Genomic DNA, 18,120 nt, shown 5'->3' on the forward strand with positions numbered 1-18,120 from the left:
AATAGAAGTATGCTATAATATCAATATAGTTATTTGGTAATTAAGGAAAGGATTGGATGGAATGATTGAAATTACGAATGTGTCAAAAAGTTATAATGGGTCTACCTATGCAGTAAAAGATTTAAGTTTATCTGTACCTAGCGGCGAAATCTTTGGATTTTTAGGACCGAATGGTGCGGGTAAATCCACGACAATTAAGATGATTACTGGCATTCACGGGGTGGACAAAGGGACTATTACGATTAACGGAAAAAATATTATGGAAGAGCCGATGGAAGCGAAGAAGACGTTTGGTTATGTGCCGGATAGCCCAGATATGTTTTTACGTTTAAAAGGAATTGAATATTTAAACTTTATGGCTGATATGTATGAAGTGCCGAAAGAAGTAAGACAAGAACGAATAGAGTCTTTAGCGAAGAAGTTTGATCTTTATAATGCATTATCTGATCAAATTCAAAGTTATTCGCACGGTATGAGACAAAAAATCGTTATTATTGGTGTGCTCGTGCATGAGCCAGATGTATGGATTTTAGATGAACCGTTAACAGGGCTTGATCCGAAATCTGCATATATTTTAAAAGAAATGATGAGAGAACATGCGGATAAAGGAAAGATTGTATTTTTCTCTACACACGTACTAGAAGTAGCAGAAAAAATATGTGACCGCGTTGCGATTATTAATAAGGGGAATTTGCAGTTTAAAGGAAATTTAAATGAAATGAGAGATCATTTTAAATCCAATGAATCACTTGAAAAAATGTTCTTGGAGATGACGGGCAATGAGTAAAATTTGGACGTTAACGAAAGTATTATTGAAATTAAATTATGCAGATTTCATAACAGATAAGAAGAAGCGATGGGCGTATGTATTTTCATTTGCAGCTATTTTATTTGTTGGCTTTTTAATGTTTGGTTCTATAACGCACGCAATGTATGAGGGAACGAAACAATTAGGGCAAGACCCAGGAATGATTATCGCAATGGGACTTGCGATTGCGAGTATATGGGTATTTTTAATGAGTATTACGAACATTTTAACTGTATTTTATTACAGTAATGACATTGAAATGTTACTACCATTACCATTAAAACCAGCGCAAATTATTTCGGCAAAATTTTTAACAGTATTAATTACACAATACGTAATGAGTTCATTCATTTTATTACCAATCTTTATTACGTACGGGTTAAAAAGTGGCGCATTTATTACATATTACATATACATGATTTTGATTTACTTACTCTTCCCGATTGTGCCGTTAGTATTAGCTTCGTTACTTATGACAGTAATCATGAGATATACAAATATAGCGAAAAATAAAGATCGAGGCAATATATTTATCGGAATCGTAAGTATACTATTTATTGTAGGAATTAACGTATTTATGCAGTGGAAAAATAAAAGTGCGTTTTCTGAAGATGCAATTGCGAGTTATCTTGCGAATAATCAATCCTCTCTTTTAGTACAAATGACAAATTATTTTCCAACTACATATTTTGGAGCAGTGGCATTAGTAGAAAATGCAAATTGGAAGGGACCTTTATATGTAATAATCTTTGCAGTTATTTCATTTGTCTTCTTTGTGTTGTTTTATTACATAGCAGAGCGTACATATTTAAAAGGGGTTATTGGACTTTCAACGAGTACAGCAAAGAAACAAGTTATTTCGGCGGAAGGTTTACAGAAATCAACAGTACAAAGTTCGCATTTAAAAGCGTATGTGAAAAAAGAATTTAAAACGTTATTCCGTACACCACAATTTTTCTTAAATTGCATTGTACAAACTTTCGTTATGCCAATTATGTTGTTCTTTATTTTATTTGTGCAAGATGGAAACTTAAAGTTTATTACAGAGTATATTAACAATCCAAAGACAACAGGATTTGCAATTGGTGTTGGTCTTTGTGCATCGTTATTTACCAGTAAAGGCTTCGGATATCTTTTTTGCGAAAGCAATCACTGCTTGGTTAATTAATGTAATCATTTTAGCAGTATTCGGTATTACGATGGCAGTTGTAGCTGGGATTTCTCCAGTCTTCATGATACTGTGGTTTTTACTAAGTGCGAACGGGTTACTGTTAATTAATTTAATCGGAACACGCTGGGACGCACAAACTGCAGATATTCATTGGGATACAGAGCAGAAATTATTTAAAAGTCGATATACAACTTTATGGAATTTTTCAGCTAATATTTTAATAGCTTTAATTATTGTGGGGGGAGTAAGTGTATTATACTTCTTCCTTCATGTCGGACTGTGGGTTATGTTTATCGTTTTATTTGTAATGTTTACGATTGTAAATTATATCTTTATTAAAATGTTAAAATTAGGTGCTGAACGTATACTGTCAAATATTCAATAAGAAGATAGATCCTCTGTATTCATGCAGAGGATCTGTGTATAGATGGAGGAGAAAAAGGTGAAGAAAATAGCAATTGTAACAGGGGCAACTCGTCTGAATGGAATTGGTGCAGCTGTATGCAAGGTGCTTGCTCAAAAGGGGATAGACATTTTTTTCACGTACTGGCCAAAGTATGATAAAGCGATGCCATGGGGAATGAGTGATCAAGAACCCTTTTTGCTGAAAAAGGAAATTGAAAGTTACGATGTACGATGTGAAATGGCAGAAATCAATTTATCGCAGTCTTATTCGCCAAATCGTTTGTTTTATATGGTATCAGAACGGTTAGGTGATCCATCTATTCTAGTTAATAATGCAGTATATTCTACTCATACGAGAATTGAGGAATTAGATGTAGAGCAGTTGGATAAACATTATACAGTTAATGTTCGGGCTACTATGCTATTAAGTTCATTGTTTATAAAACATTATTCACTTAAAACGGGCGGGAGTATTATTAATCTTACTTCAGGACAGTCAGTAGGTCCAATGCCAGATGAACTAGCATATGCAGCAACGAAAGGGGCAATTGAAGCATTTACAAAGTCAGTAGCACCAGTTGCGATGGAGAAGGGGATTACAGTGAATGCTGTAGATCCAGGACCGACGAATACAGGATGGATTACAGAGGAGCTGAAGCATCATTTAGTATGGAAGTTCCCGCAAGGTAAAGTAGGAGAACCGGTGGATGCTGCGCGCTTAATTTCTTTTTTAGTAAGTGAAGAAGCGAAATGGGTTACTGGGCAAGTCATTCACTCGAATGGTGGTTATTCATAAAAATATTATGTTAACAAATGTTGAGAAACAAAAAACGAAAGAAAATTTTATTTTTTTGTATAAATAAAATGTCAAGAAAGATAAAAATTTGATAGAAGAGTATATCGTCATATGAAGATAGTAATTCTTAATGTGACAATATACTCTTTTTCTTTTACTTGCGAGTAGAAAAATGAAGTAGAAGAAACTCGAATATTAAAATGAGTTTATCAGTTTTTGTACGTATTATTATGAAGATTACTGTCGGAAAGATGATAATTCGTATGAAAAGGGATTTTTTAAGGGGGAATCGAATCGTAAAGGGGAGGATAAATTATGTAAAACATAGGGGGATTTATATGAAAATGAAAAAGGTCGCTATCGCATCGATAACAATTGGTACAATGCTTACTATGGCAGCTTGTAGTCCTTCAGCAGATAAAGAAACGGAAAAGAAAGAGCAAGTAACTGCGCAAAATGATGGAGAAGCAAAAACGACAAGTGCAGATGAAGCGTCAAAAACAACGAAAGATACTGAAAAAGAAACAAATACTTCTTCAAATGAAAAAACAGATAAGGATGCAAAAAATACGAAAGAATCATCAGGAACAGAAAGTAATGGCAAAACGTCAACTCAAAACGAGAATGTAAAAACAAAAGAAAAAGAGACGACAGGAAAAACGAATGATCAAACGACTAGTGGGAAAACAACAGATCAAAGCACAAGTACAAACAATAACGGAAAGACAACGAAAGATCCGAAGAAAAGTGTTGCTGTGAAAACGAATGTTAAAGAAGTTGTAGCATTAATTGATAGCTTGGACAAGCAGTTAGCTGCTAATCCGAAATTGGAAACAGTGAATAAGCTTGGCAAACAAATTAATGAAAAGTGGGATGTAATTGAAAAAGAGCTAGAGGCATCACATCCGACGGATTCTAAAACAATCGGTCAAAGTATGTATCCGTTAATTGTAGGAGCGGAGAAAGAAAAAATCGATATTAATAAAATGAAATCTTTAACGACGAAAACGAAAAAAGATTTAAATCAGTTATTGACGAAACTTTCGTAGTTTCAAAAGCCTACTCGTGTCAGTAGGCTTTTTTGGTTGTTATACTGTGCACAGTATAACTTATTTATTTTCATTTTCAATTACGATGCGAAAGGAACTAAATGCTTGTTGACTGATATAATCTTCTTCGCTAACTTTATAAGGAAATGGAAAAGCGACGAGTTGAAAATTACTTTCCTGATCCACTGAAGGCAATATGAAATTAAAGATTTGCCTCGTTTCAGGTGCAACTTTAGTATAAACGACTTTTCTATTGTTAAATATTTCAACTTGTTTCCAATCTTTAAAAGCCACGATTGCGTAAGTCATTTCATCATTCGTTTCATTACCGTTTGATAGGGTTAATTGCTTGCCTTCCTTTTCAAAGAAGACAGTTTGTAAGTTCTCTTCACGGTTCGTAACAAATAATGGTTCGTAAAGACCATCTTTTAAAATAGCATCTGGATCTATATGGGAGAGTTTTATTTTTTCGCTTTCTTTCTGAGGAAGACGCATTGAGTATCGCATACTTAGAATATCTTCTAAAATGGCTGCTTTATTTAAGTTATTATCTTTTAATTTGTATTCAGGTTTTTTAATTATTAAAAAGGTTAATTCACTTGCATTAGGAGAAGTGTGTAAAGAGATTTTCGTAGTCATTGAACTGTTTGGCTTCATATCAAAAAAATAGTGTGATATTTCATTAGTAGTATCTTCTATTTTAAAAGGTTTTTGTTCGTAATCTTCTAGAACAATTAATCCATATTTTCGGTTTTCGTTAATAGTATGTACGAATGATAATGATACATTAATTTTATTATCCTCACTAGTAATTGTACTACCGTTGTTAATATGTTGGCCTTGATTATCCTTCAATCCGTAAGAAATAGTATTGGTTTGTTGCCCTCTCTTATTTTCTTTAGAAGGTGGATGAGGTTGTATGATTGAAGTATTGAACAAAATATAAATTGTAAGTAATGAAATGAGTAAAACACCGATAATAATATATATTTGTTTCATAAATAGCACCTCAATATATGTAAAGTATTAGAGAAAAAAGATATGCAAGATGCATATCTTTTTTCTCTTTCTTACCAGAAGGCTTTTGTTTCGTGATTCACATCATTATAACCACTTAATTTATAGGTATGATTACCGATAGCGTAATCATCTCCATAATAAACGCTTGTGTTGGTCGCTGTAGCACTGACAAAGGATGATTTTTTTGCACTATTACTTTTCGTATTTACTAATGAGCCATCGCCATTGAAAGTTCTTGCTTTTGCATAAACATAGTCTTCGGTCGTAGTTGATTTCGATTTAGCAACTGCATATGGGTTACCAAAAAAGGGAGTATATACGCTAATGTTAGAGTCATTCTTAGGTGCAGCTGCAACAGTCAAACTAGGAACACTAGATGTTTTTGTTGATTGAATTGTATCAAAGTCAACTAAAACGGGCTGCCTGTCTACAGTATTGACCTCTGAAGCACTTGCGTTATTAGTAAAACCAAAACCTAAAACCGCTAACCCTAAAGTTGTCACCGATAAAGATTTTTTCATATTCACTAATTTTCCCACCTTTTTAAATTTTTGAGTTCGAACTCAATTCATACAATATATGAAAATTTCGAAACTCTCAATGGTTTATCCCATACTTAACTTTTCTTTTACTTTCGATTCAACATGTCTTCATTTGCAAAAAAAGCGAATATATCTTCTAATGCTTAGCCAGCAAGGGATACAGGTTTAATTTTATGAAATTCATGTAAATTTAAATCTATTCATGTCAGAATCTCTATTATTTTTAAGTTCATATGGGAAACTTATTAAAAAAAGGATGGTGACAAAAATGACAATCGATCGAATTTGTACAATTGGACCCGCAAGTAATAATAAAGAAACATTAGCACAGTTAATAAAGAATGGTATGAAAATTGTTCGACTGAATTTATCGCATGGCACGCATGAAAGTCATAAAGACATCATTCGTTTAGTGAAATCATTAGATGACTCTATTAAATTTTTGGGTGATGTACAAGGACCTAAAATAAGATTAGGTGAAGTGAAGGGAGGGCAAATTACACTTCAGGCAGGAGATTCTTTTATTTTACATACACAACCAGTTACAGGGAGTAATACAGAAGCGAGTGTTGATTATGAAGGAATTGCGAATGATGTGAAAGTAGGCAGTAGAATTTTAATTAATGATGGAGAAGTTGAATTAATTGTTGGAAAGATAAGTACGGACAAAATAGAAACGAAGGTAAAAACAGGTGGCAATATCTCATCTCATAAAGGAGTTAATTTACCAGATGTGGCTGTTCGTTTACCAGCTATTACAGAGAAAGATAAAAAAGATATTCAGTTTCTTTTAGAGGAGAATGTTGATTTTATCGCATGTTCTTTCGTAAGAAAACCTAGTCATATAAAAGAAATACGAGATTTTATACAACAGTATAAAGAAACGTCACCTAATTTAATTGCAAAAATAGAAACGATGGAAGCAATCGAGAATTTTCAAGATATATGTAAAGAAGCAGATGGAATTATGATTGCAAGGGGCGATTTAGGAGTAGAGTTACCGTATCAATTCATTCCGCTTTTACAGAAAATGATGATTCAGGAATGTAATCGAACGAATACATATGTCATTACAGCAACACAAATGCTTCAATCTATGGTAGATCATTCTATTCCAACAAGGGCAGAGGTGACTGATGTGTTTCAAGCTGTACTGGACGGGACGAATGCAGTTATGCTTTCAGCTGAAAGTGCATCAGGAGAACATCCAATCGAAAGTGTGAGAACATTACGTCTCGTTTCAGAATTTGCGGAGCATGTTAAAAAAGATGGACCTTTTGCGATGAAAGATGTACTGGAGTTACTGCATAAATCACTGAATGAGTGATGAGTAAAAAAAAGAGGGTGGATATGCATCCCCCCTCGTGTTTACTCTTGTTCTTGTTCATCTAAAATCTTATCAAAAGCAGCAGATACTTTATCAAACTCTTCATCATTTTCAATGTATGAAAACTCATTATCTTCTTCTACTTTTAAAAAGAAAATATCAATGTCTTCCTCAGTTTCTGTTTGGATATCTTCAACAAAGGCAACTGCAATATATTCTGCACCTTCGACATCCATTGCTCCAAGTACTTCTACTTCCTGATCCTCATTATTCTCATCACTAAGTGTAAACACTTCGCCAACTTCAATATCAGACATATTCATTCTCCTCCTGTTCGACTCTAAAAATAGAGCACTCAAACTGTATACATACTAACATATCTTTCCATGAAAAACCAAATTCATACGTAAGAAAACAATTGATTCTTCTTTAGTATGAGTATACAGCTATTAGGAGCATTATTTGTCTGTGCTATATTACTTAATCCATTCAACAATTGTATCCATAGTCTGTCTTGTTTTATCACGCTTTGGCTCTTCTTTACGGTAACCAAAGGCAACCATAACTGATACTTCAAGATTATCGCCTTGTATAATGCCTTCTTGACGAAGTAAAGAATCTACTTCCTCTTTATCAAATCCTTCTATTGGACAAGAATCAATACCGATTTGAGCTGCACTCGTCATCATATTACCTAAAGCAATATAAGTTTGTTTAGATGCCCAATCAAATACAGCACGATCGGATTGTAATAAGTTAAAATCTGTTTCCTGGAACTTTTTGAAGAATTCATATCTAATTTTTTGAGTGTCTTCAGGCAATCCAATAATATCGTTCATCATATATTTAATATACTCTGCATCATAATGCATATCTTTAATGTTTCTTGAAAGAACAATAACAAAATGACTAGCTGTTGCAAGTTGCCCACCAGCGCCCCATGAATACGGTTGTAGTTTTTCTCTTAATTCTTTATTTTGTACGACAATAAATTTCCAAGGTTCATATCCAAAAGAAGAAGGAGATAATCTGCCTGTTTCTAAAATGAATTTGAAATCCTCTTCTGAAATTTTGTGCATAGGATCGAATTCTTTACATGCATGTCTGAAATGAAAAGCCTCCATAATTTTTTCTTTTGTAATTTCTTTTGTATTTGTCATAAAAGTTCCTCTTTTCATGAATTTATTTTTGTAAGTAAATTATATTTTTAAAGTAACATAGATACAAGTACGCACATTTATGTGGTATAGTATCAAAAAAGATACTAATGTTAAGGGAAGGGATTTATTATGGATTGTCCAAACGAAAATAATATAAATTACCCATTTTTAAATAAATATTCTTGTCCAGTTGAAGCTATGGTTGAGGTGATTGGAGGGAAATGGAAAGGGGTAATTTTGTATCATTTATTAGATGGTACAAAGCGGTTTAATGAATTAAAAAGATTAAAACCAAATATCACACAAAGAATGTTAACACTGCAGCTGAGAGAACTTGAAGCAGATGGCATCATACATCGCGAAGTATACCGTGAAGTGCCGCCAAAAGTAGAATATTCATTAACTGAGCTTGGTGAATCACTACGTCCAATGATTTTATTAATGATGGAGTGGGCAACTCATAATATGGAGAAGGTTTTGGAGAGTAGGAATAAGAAAGATAATAATTAAGAGTTGAAATTGGTATAGATGAGATATGTGAAATAGTTGTAGAAATAAAAGGTGTTTCCATACGTGAAAACACCTTTTATTTCTATATTTTTACTTTTTAACTTCAACTGCTGAAGTTGGAAAGTTATTTAAGTTTGCAATTTGACCATACCAATCAGCATGTTTAAAAACAACACCTTTTCCATATCCTTCAGTTGAAGTACGTTCCCATAGTGTTGTTGAATAGCTAGCGGTAGGGGATGCTGTACGTACAGAAACAATTTGATTTTGCCAACTAGCAGACAAGTTTTTATAACCGCTACTTAGAGAAAAATACTCGCTACCTTGATTTGTGCGTTTATAGAAGTCTGTACTACCAGGTCCGCTTCCTCCAACACCAAGGGGAGTGATTGAATTATTCAACCTTTGTTTATCTTTTTCAATAAAAGCCTCTAAACTTTCTTTGCTCGAAAATCCATAAGATAACCAGTCACCATTTTGATTTTGTTTCGGTAGAACTAACGTTATTTTTACGTCTTCATTTAATGGAGCACTCAATTTGTTAAACGAATCAACAGTCTTTTCATCTACAGTTACATATTCGAAAGAGGAAATCGTATAATCTTTTTCGGTACTAGCTGATACTAATCCCATTCCTCCAGTTAACGACGAAACAGTTAATAATGCACCTGCTACCAACTTTTTAAGCATGGATTCATCTCCTTAAAACTTAGATTTTTTACATAACTAAAATGTATGTTAATTCGAATGTATTATAAATATTTAGAAATTTATAAAAATTAAACAGAATATTCTTTTATTAGTCTTGAGTAAGGAAAGTAATTAAAAATGAAAAAAAGGTTTACTTAAAAAGTAAATCCTTTTTGCCGACCTATCTCAAAACTCTATGGATTAAAGTTTCATTTTATCCATCTATGAATCATACACTTCTTTTGCATTCATAGAAACAGCATCTAATAAAAGAAAAATGGCTGCTATAATATGTAGAAGGATTTCTATATAAGGAAAGAAGGCAACTAGAGTAACGATAATACCTATATAATGAGCGTACGTATTCATCCCTGCTTTTTTAGCTAATAAAATAGTAGTGATATGTAAAGCAATCAATAGTAGTAAAGGTAATCCATCTAGGTTAACAAGACTTGGAAATAAATAATAACAAGGAATTAATAAAAGATGATAGATTCCTGTGATCCACTTTAGTGCTTGTATGTAAGTTTTCAAAGTGAACCCTCCTAAAACAATCCATATCTGTATATTACCAAAAATAATAGGTGATTGGATATTAAATACTTGTGGTTTTTAGTTGAATATAATCTTTTTATGTTAACTAATTGTTTCTTGTTCTATAAAATAGAAAAACCACCCAAACGAGGGTGGTTCGTATTATAAATAACTACTTAAAGAAGAAAGGGAGACCTTCACCTCACTACCTTCCTTCATATTTCGCAGCATAACGGTTTCTGTACTAAGTTCGTCTTCACCAATGATAAGCACATAAGGGATATTCTCTTTATTGGCATAATTAAGGGCACGTTTTAATTTGCGTCCTGCTAGTTCAAGTTCAACTTTTAAGGAAGTGGTAGAACGTAATTGCTGGGCAATTTGTAAGCATTGTAATTCTGTCCCGAGTGGGATGATAAATAGATCCGCTGTAGATGAGATTGTTTCTTTCTGCGATAGTGCTGTATAAATAACGTCTAAACCGAATGAAATACCGACTGTTGGATAGTTCATATTATCACCACGGAATGCTCCGATAATGTTATCGTAACGGCCGCCACTACCTATGCTAGATGTAATTGAGCCATCTTTTAGGAAGATTTCATATACAGTCCCTGTATACATTGTGAGTCCTCTTGCTAAAAACGGATTGAATATCGTATTTTCATTTATTCCGAGAGCGATTAAATATTGCTGTAATTGTTGTAATTCGTTTACGCCATCGGCAACGAGTTGGTTATTGAAAGCTTCTTTAAAGTCAGCAATTGTAAGCTTTAGACAAGATAATACAGTATTACATATTGTATCAGCCATTTCTTCAGAAATTCCGCGCTCTAATACATCTTTTCGTACACCATCAATCCCAATCTTTTCGATTTTGTCTAATGATAAAATGACGTCACTCGTTAGTTCAGTAGGGATGTTAATGGACTCGAGAATACCGTTTAATAATTTTCGGTTATTATATTGAATCGTTACTTCTAAGTTTAACGTTCGGAATAGTTCAAACGCCATGCTCATAAGATCAGCTTCTGCCATGACGGATTCTACACCGACTATATCAACGTCGCATTGTATAAATTCACGGAATCTCCCTTGTTTAATTGGCCCATCTCGAAATACTTTCCCAATTTCATAACGTTTAAAAGGGAGGCGAATATTCGGATTCATCGCCACGACTTTTGCGAATGGAATGGTTAAATCGTATCGTAAGGCAAGGTCGCGTTTTCCTTGATCCTTTAGCGTATATATTTCTTTTAATATTTCATCGCCACCGCCGTACTTGTAAGACATAAGCTCATACATATTTAACGTTGGTGTCTCTAACGGTTTGCATCCGTATCGTTCAAACGTATCTTCACAAGCCCTTTTAATTTTATTTCGCAGCACTTGCTCCTCTGGTAAATAGTCTTTCGTGCCTTTTACATTTTTCATTTCCATTGTAATCACTCCTTTTTTAAATTAAAAAAAGCTATGCAGGTATAAAAATACCCACATAGCTTTATGAACGCTTCGTGGGTCAACAGGAAAAGCCCTGTACCCACGAAGAAAAATTTTTCTTCGGATACACGGCGTTACGTATGATGATGAAGTTGGAAAGAAGTATTAAAATTTCGCATTACAAATCTCTCCTTAACATAAGTTTTTCCAAATTATATCAGATGATTTTTGAATTATCAATATTTTTAGTTTTGAAATATACGTGAAGTTATGTAGGAGAAATGGAAAAGGGTGTATAATAAAACTTAATAATATGAAATAACCTTTTAAGGAGAACGTTATGAAAAAAGATAAAACAAATGCGATGCGAATATTAGATAAAGAAAAAATTGAATATTCGATGATGTCATATGATCCAGACGATGGGAAAATTGATGGCGTATCAGTAGCCGAGAAAATTGGACGAGAAGTGAGAGAAGTATATAAAACGTTAATCGCTCAAGGGAATAGTAAAAATTATCATGTGTTTATTATTCCGGTAGATGAGGAACTAAATTTAAAAGCTGCCGCAAAAGCAGTAAGTGAAAAGAAGATTGAAATGATTGCTGTGAAAGATATTACGAAAGTGTCAGGATATATTCGTGGTGGTTGTTCACCAGTCGGAATGAAGAAGTTATTTTCTACATGTATTGATGAAAGTGCCCAATCACTTGAAACGATGATAGTAAGCGGCGGGAAAATTGGTATACAAATTGAGCTTAAAGTAGATGACTTGGCGAAAGTGACGAGAGCGCAGTTTGGAGAGGTAACGAAGTAAATATACATAGGAAAAGAAGTTCTTGTTTTATTAAATTTAGATAAAGATTTATAGGATAATTAGTCCATTATGAGGACGGATTATCCTTTTTTCTTGCTACTGATCATGAGACGTTATGTTAACCGAGTGTGTATACAATATTCAACCGAAAACAAACAACATATCAACTCTATAAAATGGTAAAATAGGGAAAAGGGCATTCTGAATAATACCTTTAGAAACCATTATTTATCACATAGGGGTTTTCAAAAAAAGTAAAGGGGGGGATAAATGAAATATATTAATGGATTGTACATAGCACTTATATTGATGATGTTCATTAATTTACTTAATTTCACAATTTTTGATAATAAATACTCAGGGATAACAATGTATCTTTCTTCCGTTATATTCATAATTGGGAGCGCATTTTTTGGAAGTGCAAAACGGCTTAAAATGAGTGAGAAAAAATAAACCTTTTAGGAGGTTATAATCATTAATGAAACAACAAGAACAAGTAATCTTTCGTGAGGTTCAGCGATCCCCAATTTGGGTATGGATACTCATATTAGGGATCTCCATGCTGATGTGGTATGGATTTATTCAACAAATTATTCTTGATATCCCGTTTGGAGATAAACCAGCTTCTAATGGTGTCTTAATTGTTATGTGGTTGTTGTTCGGGATTGCCTTTCCTGTATTAATGCTTGGAGTATTGAAACTGATCATTGAGGTCCGTGAAAAAGGTCTTTATGTCCGCTTTGTTCCTTTTCATTTTCAATATAAGCAGTACCTTTTCAAAGATATACACCATTATGAATGCATTACTTACAGTCCAATAAAACGATTTGGAGGATGGGGAATTCGTTTTAACCTTAAGAATGAAAAAGCCTATAACATGAATGGAAATAAAGGTATAGAGTTAAAGTTGCAATATAACACAGTAGTAATCGGCACTCAAAAATCAGATGAATTAAAAAAAGCACTGGACTCAGTACAAAAAGTATAATGAAAATTAAACTTTAACAAATGGGCACAATTCAACAATTTCTACTAGGTATACCTACTTTAAAAACAACTTAAATTTACTTCCAATATCGAAAATTATGTAAATAAGTTGTTCACTGGATTCCCATAGAAAACTGTGATGAGATGAAATGTTTGATTTTGAAGCACTTCAAAATCTTAGCTAGATGGCTATGTATCGGTACCGACATTAAAAAGGCAGGAACATATCAAATATGTTCCTGCCTTTGATTTTAGACAGATGTTTCCTAACAGTTGATTTTGTAAATGAAAGTCGAATTTAAATCCATATTTTGTGTGAAATATAAAACATATAATAAAAGTATGAGGTGATACAGTGAGAGAGATTCATATTCATAAAATCATTGCGAATAAGAGAAAAGAAAAGGGAATTACGCAGGAAGAGTTAGCGGCGTATATCGGTATTACGAAGGCATCTGTTTCCAAATGGGAGACGGGGCAGAGTTATCCGGATATTACATTTTTACCACTATTAGCATCATACTTTAACATTAGTATAGATGAACTAATTAGTTATACACCACAAATGGAGCAGGAAGATATTAAAAATTTATATCATCGACTAGCCGAAGCTTTTAGTGAAGAACCGTTTGATGAAGTAATGATGGAGTGCAGGGGAATAATCAAAAAATATTATTCTTGTTTTCCATTATTAATTCAAATAGGAATACTTTTTATTAATCATCACATGTTAACAGAGGACACGGATAGAGGAATTGAAATTTTAGAAGAGGCAATGAATCTCTTTAGCAGAGTGCAGGAAGAAAGTGACGATGTTTCTCTTGTGAAAGAGGCGGCATCGTTTCAAGCAACTTGCTATCTTATACTCAATAGACCAAATGAGGTGCTTCAATTACTTGGCGAAACGATACGTCCTAACTTTCCAGAGGAAGATCTAATCGCACAGGCGTATCAAATGCTTGGAAATACTGAGAAGGCAAATGAAGTGATGCAAATTAGTATGTATCAACATTTAATACAACTCGTTGGGACAATACCGAATTATGTAGTAGTAAATGCTTCAAGCGCTGAAAAAGTAGAGGTAATTTTGAATAGAGCTTTTATGTTAATAGATATATATGAATTAGAAACGTTACATCCCAATATGACTTTAAAAGTATACTATGCTGCTGCACAAGTATATTGCATGCAAGGGAATTTTGAAGGTTCATTAGAAATGCTACGGAAATATGCAGCGGTTTGTACGAATAGCTTCACAGTAAATAGCCTGCATTTACACGGCGATTCCTATTTTGATGCGATTGATGGATGGTTTGCAGAATTTCCACTTGGTGCTAAAACAGTTAGAAATGAAGAGATTATAAAGCGAAGCATGCTACAAAGCATTGCAGAGAACCCGGCTTTCGTTCCGATGAAAGATGTAAGAGAGTACAAAAATATAATAGCGAGTTTGAAATTCAAATTAGATATAACGGAATAGAAGGAGGATTAATATAATGATCTTTGATGAATATGAAGTAGCGGTAAAAAGTGAATTAACTTTGCAAGGTACGATTACAAAGCCAAAAGCTGGTGGGAAGCATGCTGCTGTTGTAATTATCGCTGGATCTGGAGAAGTTGATCGTGATGGAACGATAGTACCGCTAAAGCTTGAGTCGAACATATATAAAGATTTAGCACATGTAATGGCGCAACTTGGAGTAGTGACGCTCCGTTTCGATAAGCGCGGAGTAGGAAAGAGTAACGGAGAAATTCTGAAGACTGGAATGTGGGATTTAGTTAGTGATATAGAGGCCATGATAACGTATTTAAAAGAACAACCATTTGTTGATCCAGAAAATATCATTTTAGCTGGTCATAGTGAAGGGTGTATGTTAGCCACTGTAGTAAACGCAAGAACACCAGTTAATGGACTCATACTTATTACAGGAGCTGCAGAATCATTAGAAGAAGCTACAAAAAGACAAAGAGAAATTGCTTATAAAGAACTAAAAGAGCAGAAAGGAATAAAAGGAAAACTAATGCGTCTTCTTAATGTAGAGAAACGCGGAGAAAAACAGATGGAAAAAATAAAAGAGAAAATGATGAACACAGAAAAAGATACGATTAAAGTTGGTTTTAAACCGATGAATGCAAAGTGGTTTAGAGAGCATTTTCAGCATGACATCTATAAAGACTTACAACAAGTAACATGTCCAGTACTAGCTATTGCTGGTGATAAAGATATTCAGGCTGACCCTGAAAGAGCGAAGCGGATCGGTGAGTATGTGAAGGGTGATTCTGAAGTACGTGTAGTAAAAAATATGGATCATAGTTTAAAAAGTTTTGAAGGTGAATTTAAAGCATTAGAGTTTAAAAAGAATTATGAAGAAGGGGCAGGAAAGCCACTTCATCCAGAGTTGGAAGAAATAATTGTGAATTGGATGGAAGCACATTTTATCCAGGGCAGTAAGGCTTTTACATCAAAATTAGGTGAGGAAGTTGGGAAAGAAAGAAACTGCTTGTAAAAGATTGGTTGTTGAGTGGGAATCTAGTTTAGTATATAAAATTTTTAAATGAAAAAAATCTGTTAAGAGATAGGTTTTTTATCCTATTTTCATTTAAAAACGAACATTTTGAGTTATTTAATTGAAAATGTTCACTTTTTTCTTGCGCATATACTAGTAGTTTGTTATATTATCCATATAATAATTTTGAATAACATCACTCGTATATACTCGGTAATATGGTCCGAGCGTTTCTACCTAGTTCCCAATGAAAGAACTGGACTACGGGTTAAAGTATTCGGGCGCTCTATGTAATGTGCGCTACCGATTTATAATTTTGCATGTGCTTAATTAACTTTGACTACCGTAGTTCTAGAAAGTAGAGATTCTTCTACAATTTCTAGAACTTTTTTTGTTTGGACCAAATGCATCGAGTATAGAAAACAACAAGAGAAAGAGGAGATTATTTATGAAGAAGAATATGTTGAAAAAATGTGCTGCCCTAGTAACTACTGTTGCATTGTCATTCTCGATACTTGCGGGATGTGATGCGAGTCCGAAACAAGTTGAGGCAAAAAGCAATCAAAAACCAATCTTAATTCAAGGGCCAATGCCGATAGAAGCAGAAAAGTTTGCGAAAAGGCTAAAAAATGTGAAAGAAGAAAAGTCTGGAACTTTTGTATTTTATAAAGGAACTGTCGACAATTATCCTGTAATCGTTGCGAAAACAGGTAAAGGAATGGAGAATACAGCAGCTGCTACAGCGGTGGCTATTGAAAAATATAAACCTACAGCAATTATTAACCAAGGAACATCAGGTGGACATGATCCAAATTTAAATGTATTTGATATTGTGTTAGGAAAACAAGTTGCAAATATAGGTTCATTAAAAACGACCAATATGGATGAGAACAAAGGAATTGAGCCGACAAAATGGATATCTATGGACTTAATGGCTTCTGAAGGAAGTGCAGGAGAAGATCCAAATGCTGAGAAAATCCGATACTACGAAGGAGATAAGGAATTACTTGCAGCGGCTCATGCAGTGAAAGATAAATATACAAAAGGTAAAGTAGTTGAAGGTACGATTGGTTCAGCAGACGTTTGGAATAACGAAGTTGATAGAATTAAGTGGTTCCATACAAAATACGGTACATCTGTAGAAGAAATGGAAGGAGCTGCTGCAGCTCAAATCGCAAAAGCTTATGACGTCCCGTTTTTAGGGATTCGAGTATTATCTAATAATAAAACAAACGGTGGGAAATACAACCCAAATACAGCAGCGGCAAATCAAGAATATGTATATGAAGTAGTTAAAAAATATATAGGTTCAATGCAAAGTAAATAGTAGTAGTTCTGTTCCAGCATAAACGTCAAGTAACTGTAAATGTTTTCGAGACGGATAAACTTGTCTTAGGAATGGTAGTTGAAAAAGAAAAGCTTGTTTCTTATAGAAAATATAAGAAACAAGCTTTTTTATTTAAAATAAATTGGGTAATTAAACTATAACATCAATATATACCGTTGAATATCATAATAATATAATGGAGGTGATGTTATATGGCTCTTACTACAGGACCAATTGAAAACGTAGGAAATCAACCTGCTAATGCAAATAGAGTTAGGGTAAAAATCCTTAACCGTACTGCGGGCCCACTTACTGGAGTAGCTAGAGTTTTTAGACTTGACGGTTCATTAGTATTAATTGAACAGGTAAACTTCAATGTAAATTCTAATGCTTCTACTTTTGCAACTCTAAGTTTAGTTCATCCTGCTCTTGGACAAGCATTTGAATATGAAGTTCAAATTGTTCCTAATCAACCTGGTGGACTATATAGTGTTTATGGACTAACAGCTGACAGTGTTATCATTACTGCACAACGTATTGTGAACTCAGAATTGACACAGTTTCTTTAATTAAAATAGATTGGTGCCTACATGGTATCCAATCTATTTTTGTACGTATTATTCAGAGAAAGAAAGGTTTTACACAAAAATAAAGACAGTTATGGAAAAAGGAAAAGTCGAGCTATCATCTTGATTTTTATCCCGCTATTTGCCGGGCAGTAAGACCACCACCTCAAAATTCAGCGGAAGCAAAGAAGTTAGGTGAGGGAGGAACGAAATCCCACTGATTAAAGTTTCACTTTATCTGTTTTGTGGCACGGTTTTCTTTGAATGCTTTTTATTCAAACTGTTTTTTTAAGTATTTATCAAATATGCATTATTGCATAAATAAATTTAAATTTATAAGTTAATATTAAACTACTTTTTAATTGTAAAGAATATTTTAATAATCTTTACGGGAGAAGGATATTTCTTGTTAAAAGTAAAATTGTTTGGAAAGTAGATAAACAAAAAGTTTGGAAATGATATAA

At 33.6% G+C, this 18,120-nt stretch carries 19 protein-coding genes, 1 pseudogene and 1 riboswitch; of the genes and pseudogenes, 13 read left to right on the top strand and 7 right to left on the bottom strand.

All coding sequences use genetic code 11. The annotated features are described in order from the left end of the window. Positions 1-61: 61 nt before the first annotated feature. From CQ064_RS19220 to CQ064_RS19240, 4 genes and pseudogenes are all read left to right on the top strand, one after another. Entirely contained in the window at positions 62-787 is a 726-nt protein-coding gene (locus CQ064_RS19220; RefSeq protein ID WP_000570205.1) for an ABC transporter ATP-binding protein, read from the top strand. Further along, positions 780-2,364 (top strand): annotated as a pseudogene (locus tag CQ064_RS19225) (putative ABC transporter permease subunit). The gene CQ064_RS19220 and the pseudogene CQ064_RS19225 overlap by 8 nt, the downstream one beginning before the upstream one ends. Before the next feature lie 57 nt (positions 2,365-2,421). Further along, positions 2,422-3,180 (top strand): SDR family oxidoreductase, encoded by a 759-nt coding sequence (locus tag CQ064_RS19230; RefSeq protein ID WP_000716965.1) that lies wholly within the window; start codon positions 2,422-2,424, stop codon positions 3,178-3,180. A gap of 338 nt (positions 3,181-3,518) precedes the next feature. After that, positions 3,519-4,229 (top strand): hypothetical protein, encoded by a 711-nt coding sequence (locus CQ064_RS19240; RefSeq protein ID WP_000782542.1) that lies wholly within the window; start codon positions 3,519-3,521, stop codon positions 4,227-4,229. 60 nt (positions 4,230-4,289) lie between these two features. On the opposite strand, the gene CQ064_RS19245 is transcribed toward CQ064_RS19240, so the two are convergent. Next, entirely contained in the window at positions 4,290-5,228 is a 939-nt protein-coding gene (locus CQ064_RS19245; RefSeq protein ID WP_000810150.1) for a hypothetical protein, read from the bottom strand. A 71-nt stretch (positions 5,229-5,299) separates the two neighbouring features. Continuing rightward, the gene (locus CQ064_RS19250; RefSeq protein WP_001056364.1) at positions 5,300-5,776 is read right to left on the bottom strand and encodes a hypothetical protein; all 477 of its coding nucleotides are present in this window, start codon (positions 5,774-5,776) and stop codon (positions 5,300-5,302) included. Between the two features lie 283 nt (positions 5,777-6,059). Here CQ064_RS19250 and CQ064_RS19255 point away from each other — a divergent pair, with 283 nt between their 5' ends. Continuing rightward, complete coding sequence (locus tag CQ064_RS19255; RefSeq protein ID WP_000151087.1) at positions 6,060-7,118, top strand: pyruvate kinase; 1,059 nt, start codon at positions 6,060-6,062, stop codon at positions 7,116-7,118. A gap of 41 nt (positions 7,119-7,159) precedes the next feature. Here the strand turns inward: CQ064_RS19255 and CQ064_RS19260 are convergent, their stop codons facing one another. After that, the gene (locus CQ064_RS19260) at positions 7,160-7,441 is read right to left on the bottom strand and encodes a DUF1292 domain-containing protein (protein ID WP_003271045.1); all 282 of its coding nucleotides are present in this window, start codon (positions 7,439-7,441) and stop codon (positions 7,160-7,162) included. A gap of 153 nt (positions 7,442-7,594) precedes the next feature. After that, complete coding sequence (locus CQ064_RS19265) at positions 7,595-8,278, bottom strand: NAD(P)H-dependent oxidoreductase (protein WP_000185606.1); 684 nt, start codon at positions 8,276-8,278, stop codon at positions 7,595-7,597. 129 nt (positions 8,279-8,407) lie between these two features. Between CQ064_RS19265 and CQ064_RS19270 the strand changes: the two genes are divergently transcribed. After that, positions 8,408-8,788 (top strand): winged helix-turn-helix transcriptional regulator, encoded by a 381-nt coding sequence (locus CQ064_RS19270; RefSeq protein WP_000340578.1) that lies wholly within the window; start codon positions 8,408-8,410, stop codon positions 8,786-8,788. 90 nt (positions 8,789-8,878) lie between these two features. Here the strand turns inward: CQ064_RS19270 and CQ064_RS19275 are convergent, their stop codons facing one another. From CQ064_RS19275 to CQ064_RS19285, 3 genes are all read right to left on the bottom strand, one after another. Beyond that, the gene (locus CQ064_RS19275) at positions 8,879-9,478 is read right to left on the bottom strand and encodes a hypothetical protein (protein ID WP_000914424.1); all 600 of its coding nucleotides are present in this window, start codon (positions 9,476-9,478) and stop codon (positions 8,879-8,881) included. 222 nt (positions 9,479-9,700) lie between these two features. Continuing rightward, positions 9,701-10,012: a hypothetical protein gene (locus CQ064_RS19280; protein WP_000860701.1), complete on the bottom strand. Its 312-nt coding sequence runs from the start codon at positions 10,010-10,012 to the stop codon at positions 9,701-9,703. A 162-nt stretch (positions 10,013-10,174) separates the two neighbouring features. Beyond that, the gene (locus CQ064_RS19285; protein WP_000425313.1) at positions 10,175-11,452 is read right to left on the bottom strand and encodes a histidine--tRNA ligase; all 1,278 of its coding nucleotides are present in this window, start codon (positions 11,450-11,452) and stop codon (positions 10,175-10,177) included. Between the two features lie 340 nt (positions 11,453-11,792). On the opposite strand from CQ064_RS19285, the gene ybaK reads away from it, so the two are divergent. From ybaK to CQ064_RS19320, 7 genes are all read left to right on the top strand, one after another. Beyond that, positions 11,793-12,269, top strand: a complete 477-nt coding sequence (gene ybaK, locus CQ064_RS19290) for a Cys-tRNA(Pro) deacylase (RefSeq protein ID WP_000710852.1) — start codon at positions 11,793-11,795, stop codon at positions 12,267-12,269. A 270-nt stretch (positions 12,270-12,539) separates the two neighbouring features. Then, positions 12,540-12,722 carry a hypothetical protein gene (locus CQ064_RS19295; RefSeq protein WP_000875160.1) on the top strand — a complete coding sequence of 61 codons (183 nt, stop codon included), beginning with the start codon at positions 12,540-12,542 and terminating at the stop codon, positions 12,720-12,722. A gap of 25 nt (positions 12,723-12,747) precedes the next feature. Beyond that, positions 12,748-13,257: a DUF6141 family protein gene (locus CQ064_RS19300; RefSeq protein WP_000813121.1), complete on the top strand. Its 510-nt coding sequence runs from the start codon at positions 12,748-12,750 to the stop codon at positions 13,255-13,257. Between the two features lie 354 nt (positions 13,258-13,611). Further along, positions 13,612-14,736, top strand: coding sequence for a helix-turn-helix domain-containing protein (locus CQ064_RS19305; protein ID WP_001206782.1), 1,125 nt, complete (start codon positions 13,612-13,614; stop codon positions 14,734-14,736). A gap of 16 nt (positions 14,737-14,752) precedes the next feature. Beyond that, the gene (locus CQ064_RS19310) at positions 14,753-15,763 is read left to right on the top strand and encodes an alpha/beta hydrolase (protein WP_000575473.1); all 1,011 of its coding nucleotides are present in this window, start codon (positions 14,753-14,755) and stop codon (positions 15,761-15,763) included. A gap of 180 nt (positions 15,764-15,943) precedes the next feature. Further along, positions 15,944-16,047, top strand: a riboswitch (purine riboswitch). Positions 16,048-16,211: 164 nt separating this feature from the next. Continuing rightward, on the top strand, positions 16,212-17,090 hold the full coding sequence (locus CQ064_RS19315; protein ID WP_000739930.1) for a 5'-methylthioadenosine/S-adenosylhomocysteine nucleosidase: 879 nt from the start codon (positions 16,212-16,214) through the stop codon (positions 17,088-17,090). Between the two features lie 212 nt (positions 17,091-17,302). After that, positions 17,303-17,659, top strand: coding sequence for a hypothetical protein (locus CQ064_RS19320; protein WP_001229424.1), 357 nt, complete (start codon positions 17,303-17,305; stop codon positions 17,657-17,659). The last annotated feature ends 461 nt before the right edge of the window (positions 17,660-18,120 follow it).

It is taken from the genome of Bacillus sp. MYb78, from assembly GCF_002975115.1.
GTDB lineage: Bacteria > Bacillota > Bacilli > Bacillales > Bacillaceae_G > Bacillus_A > Bacillus_A cereus.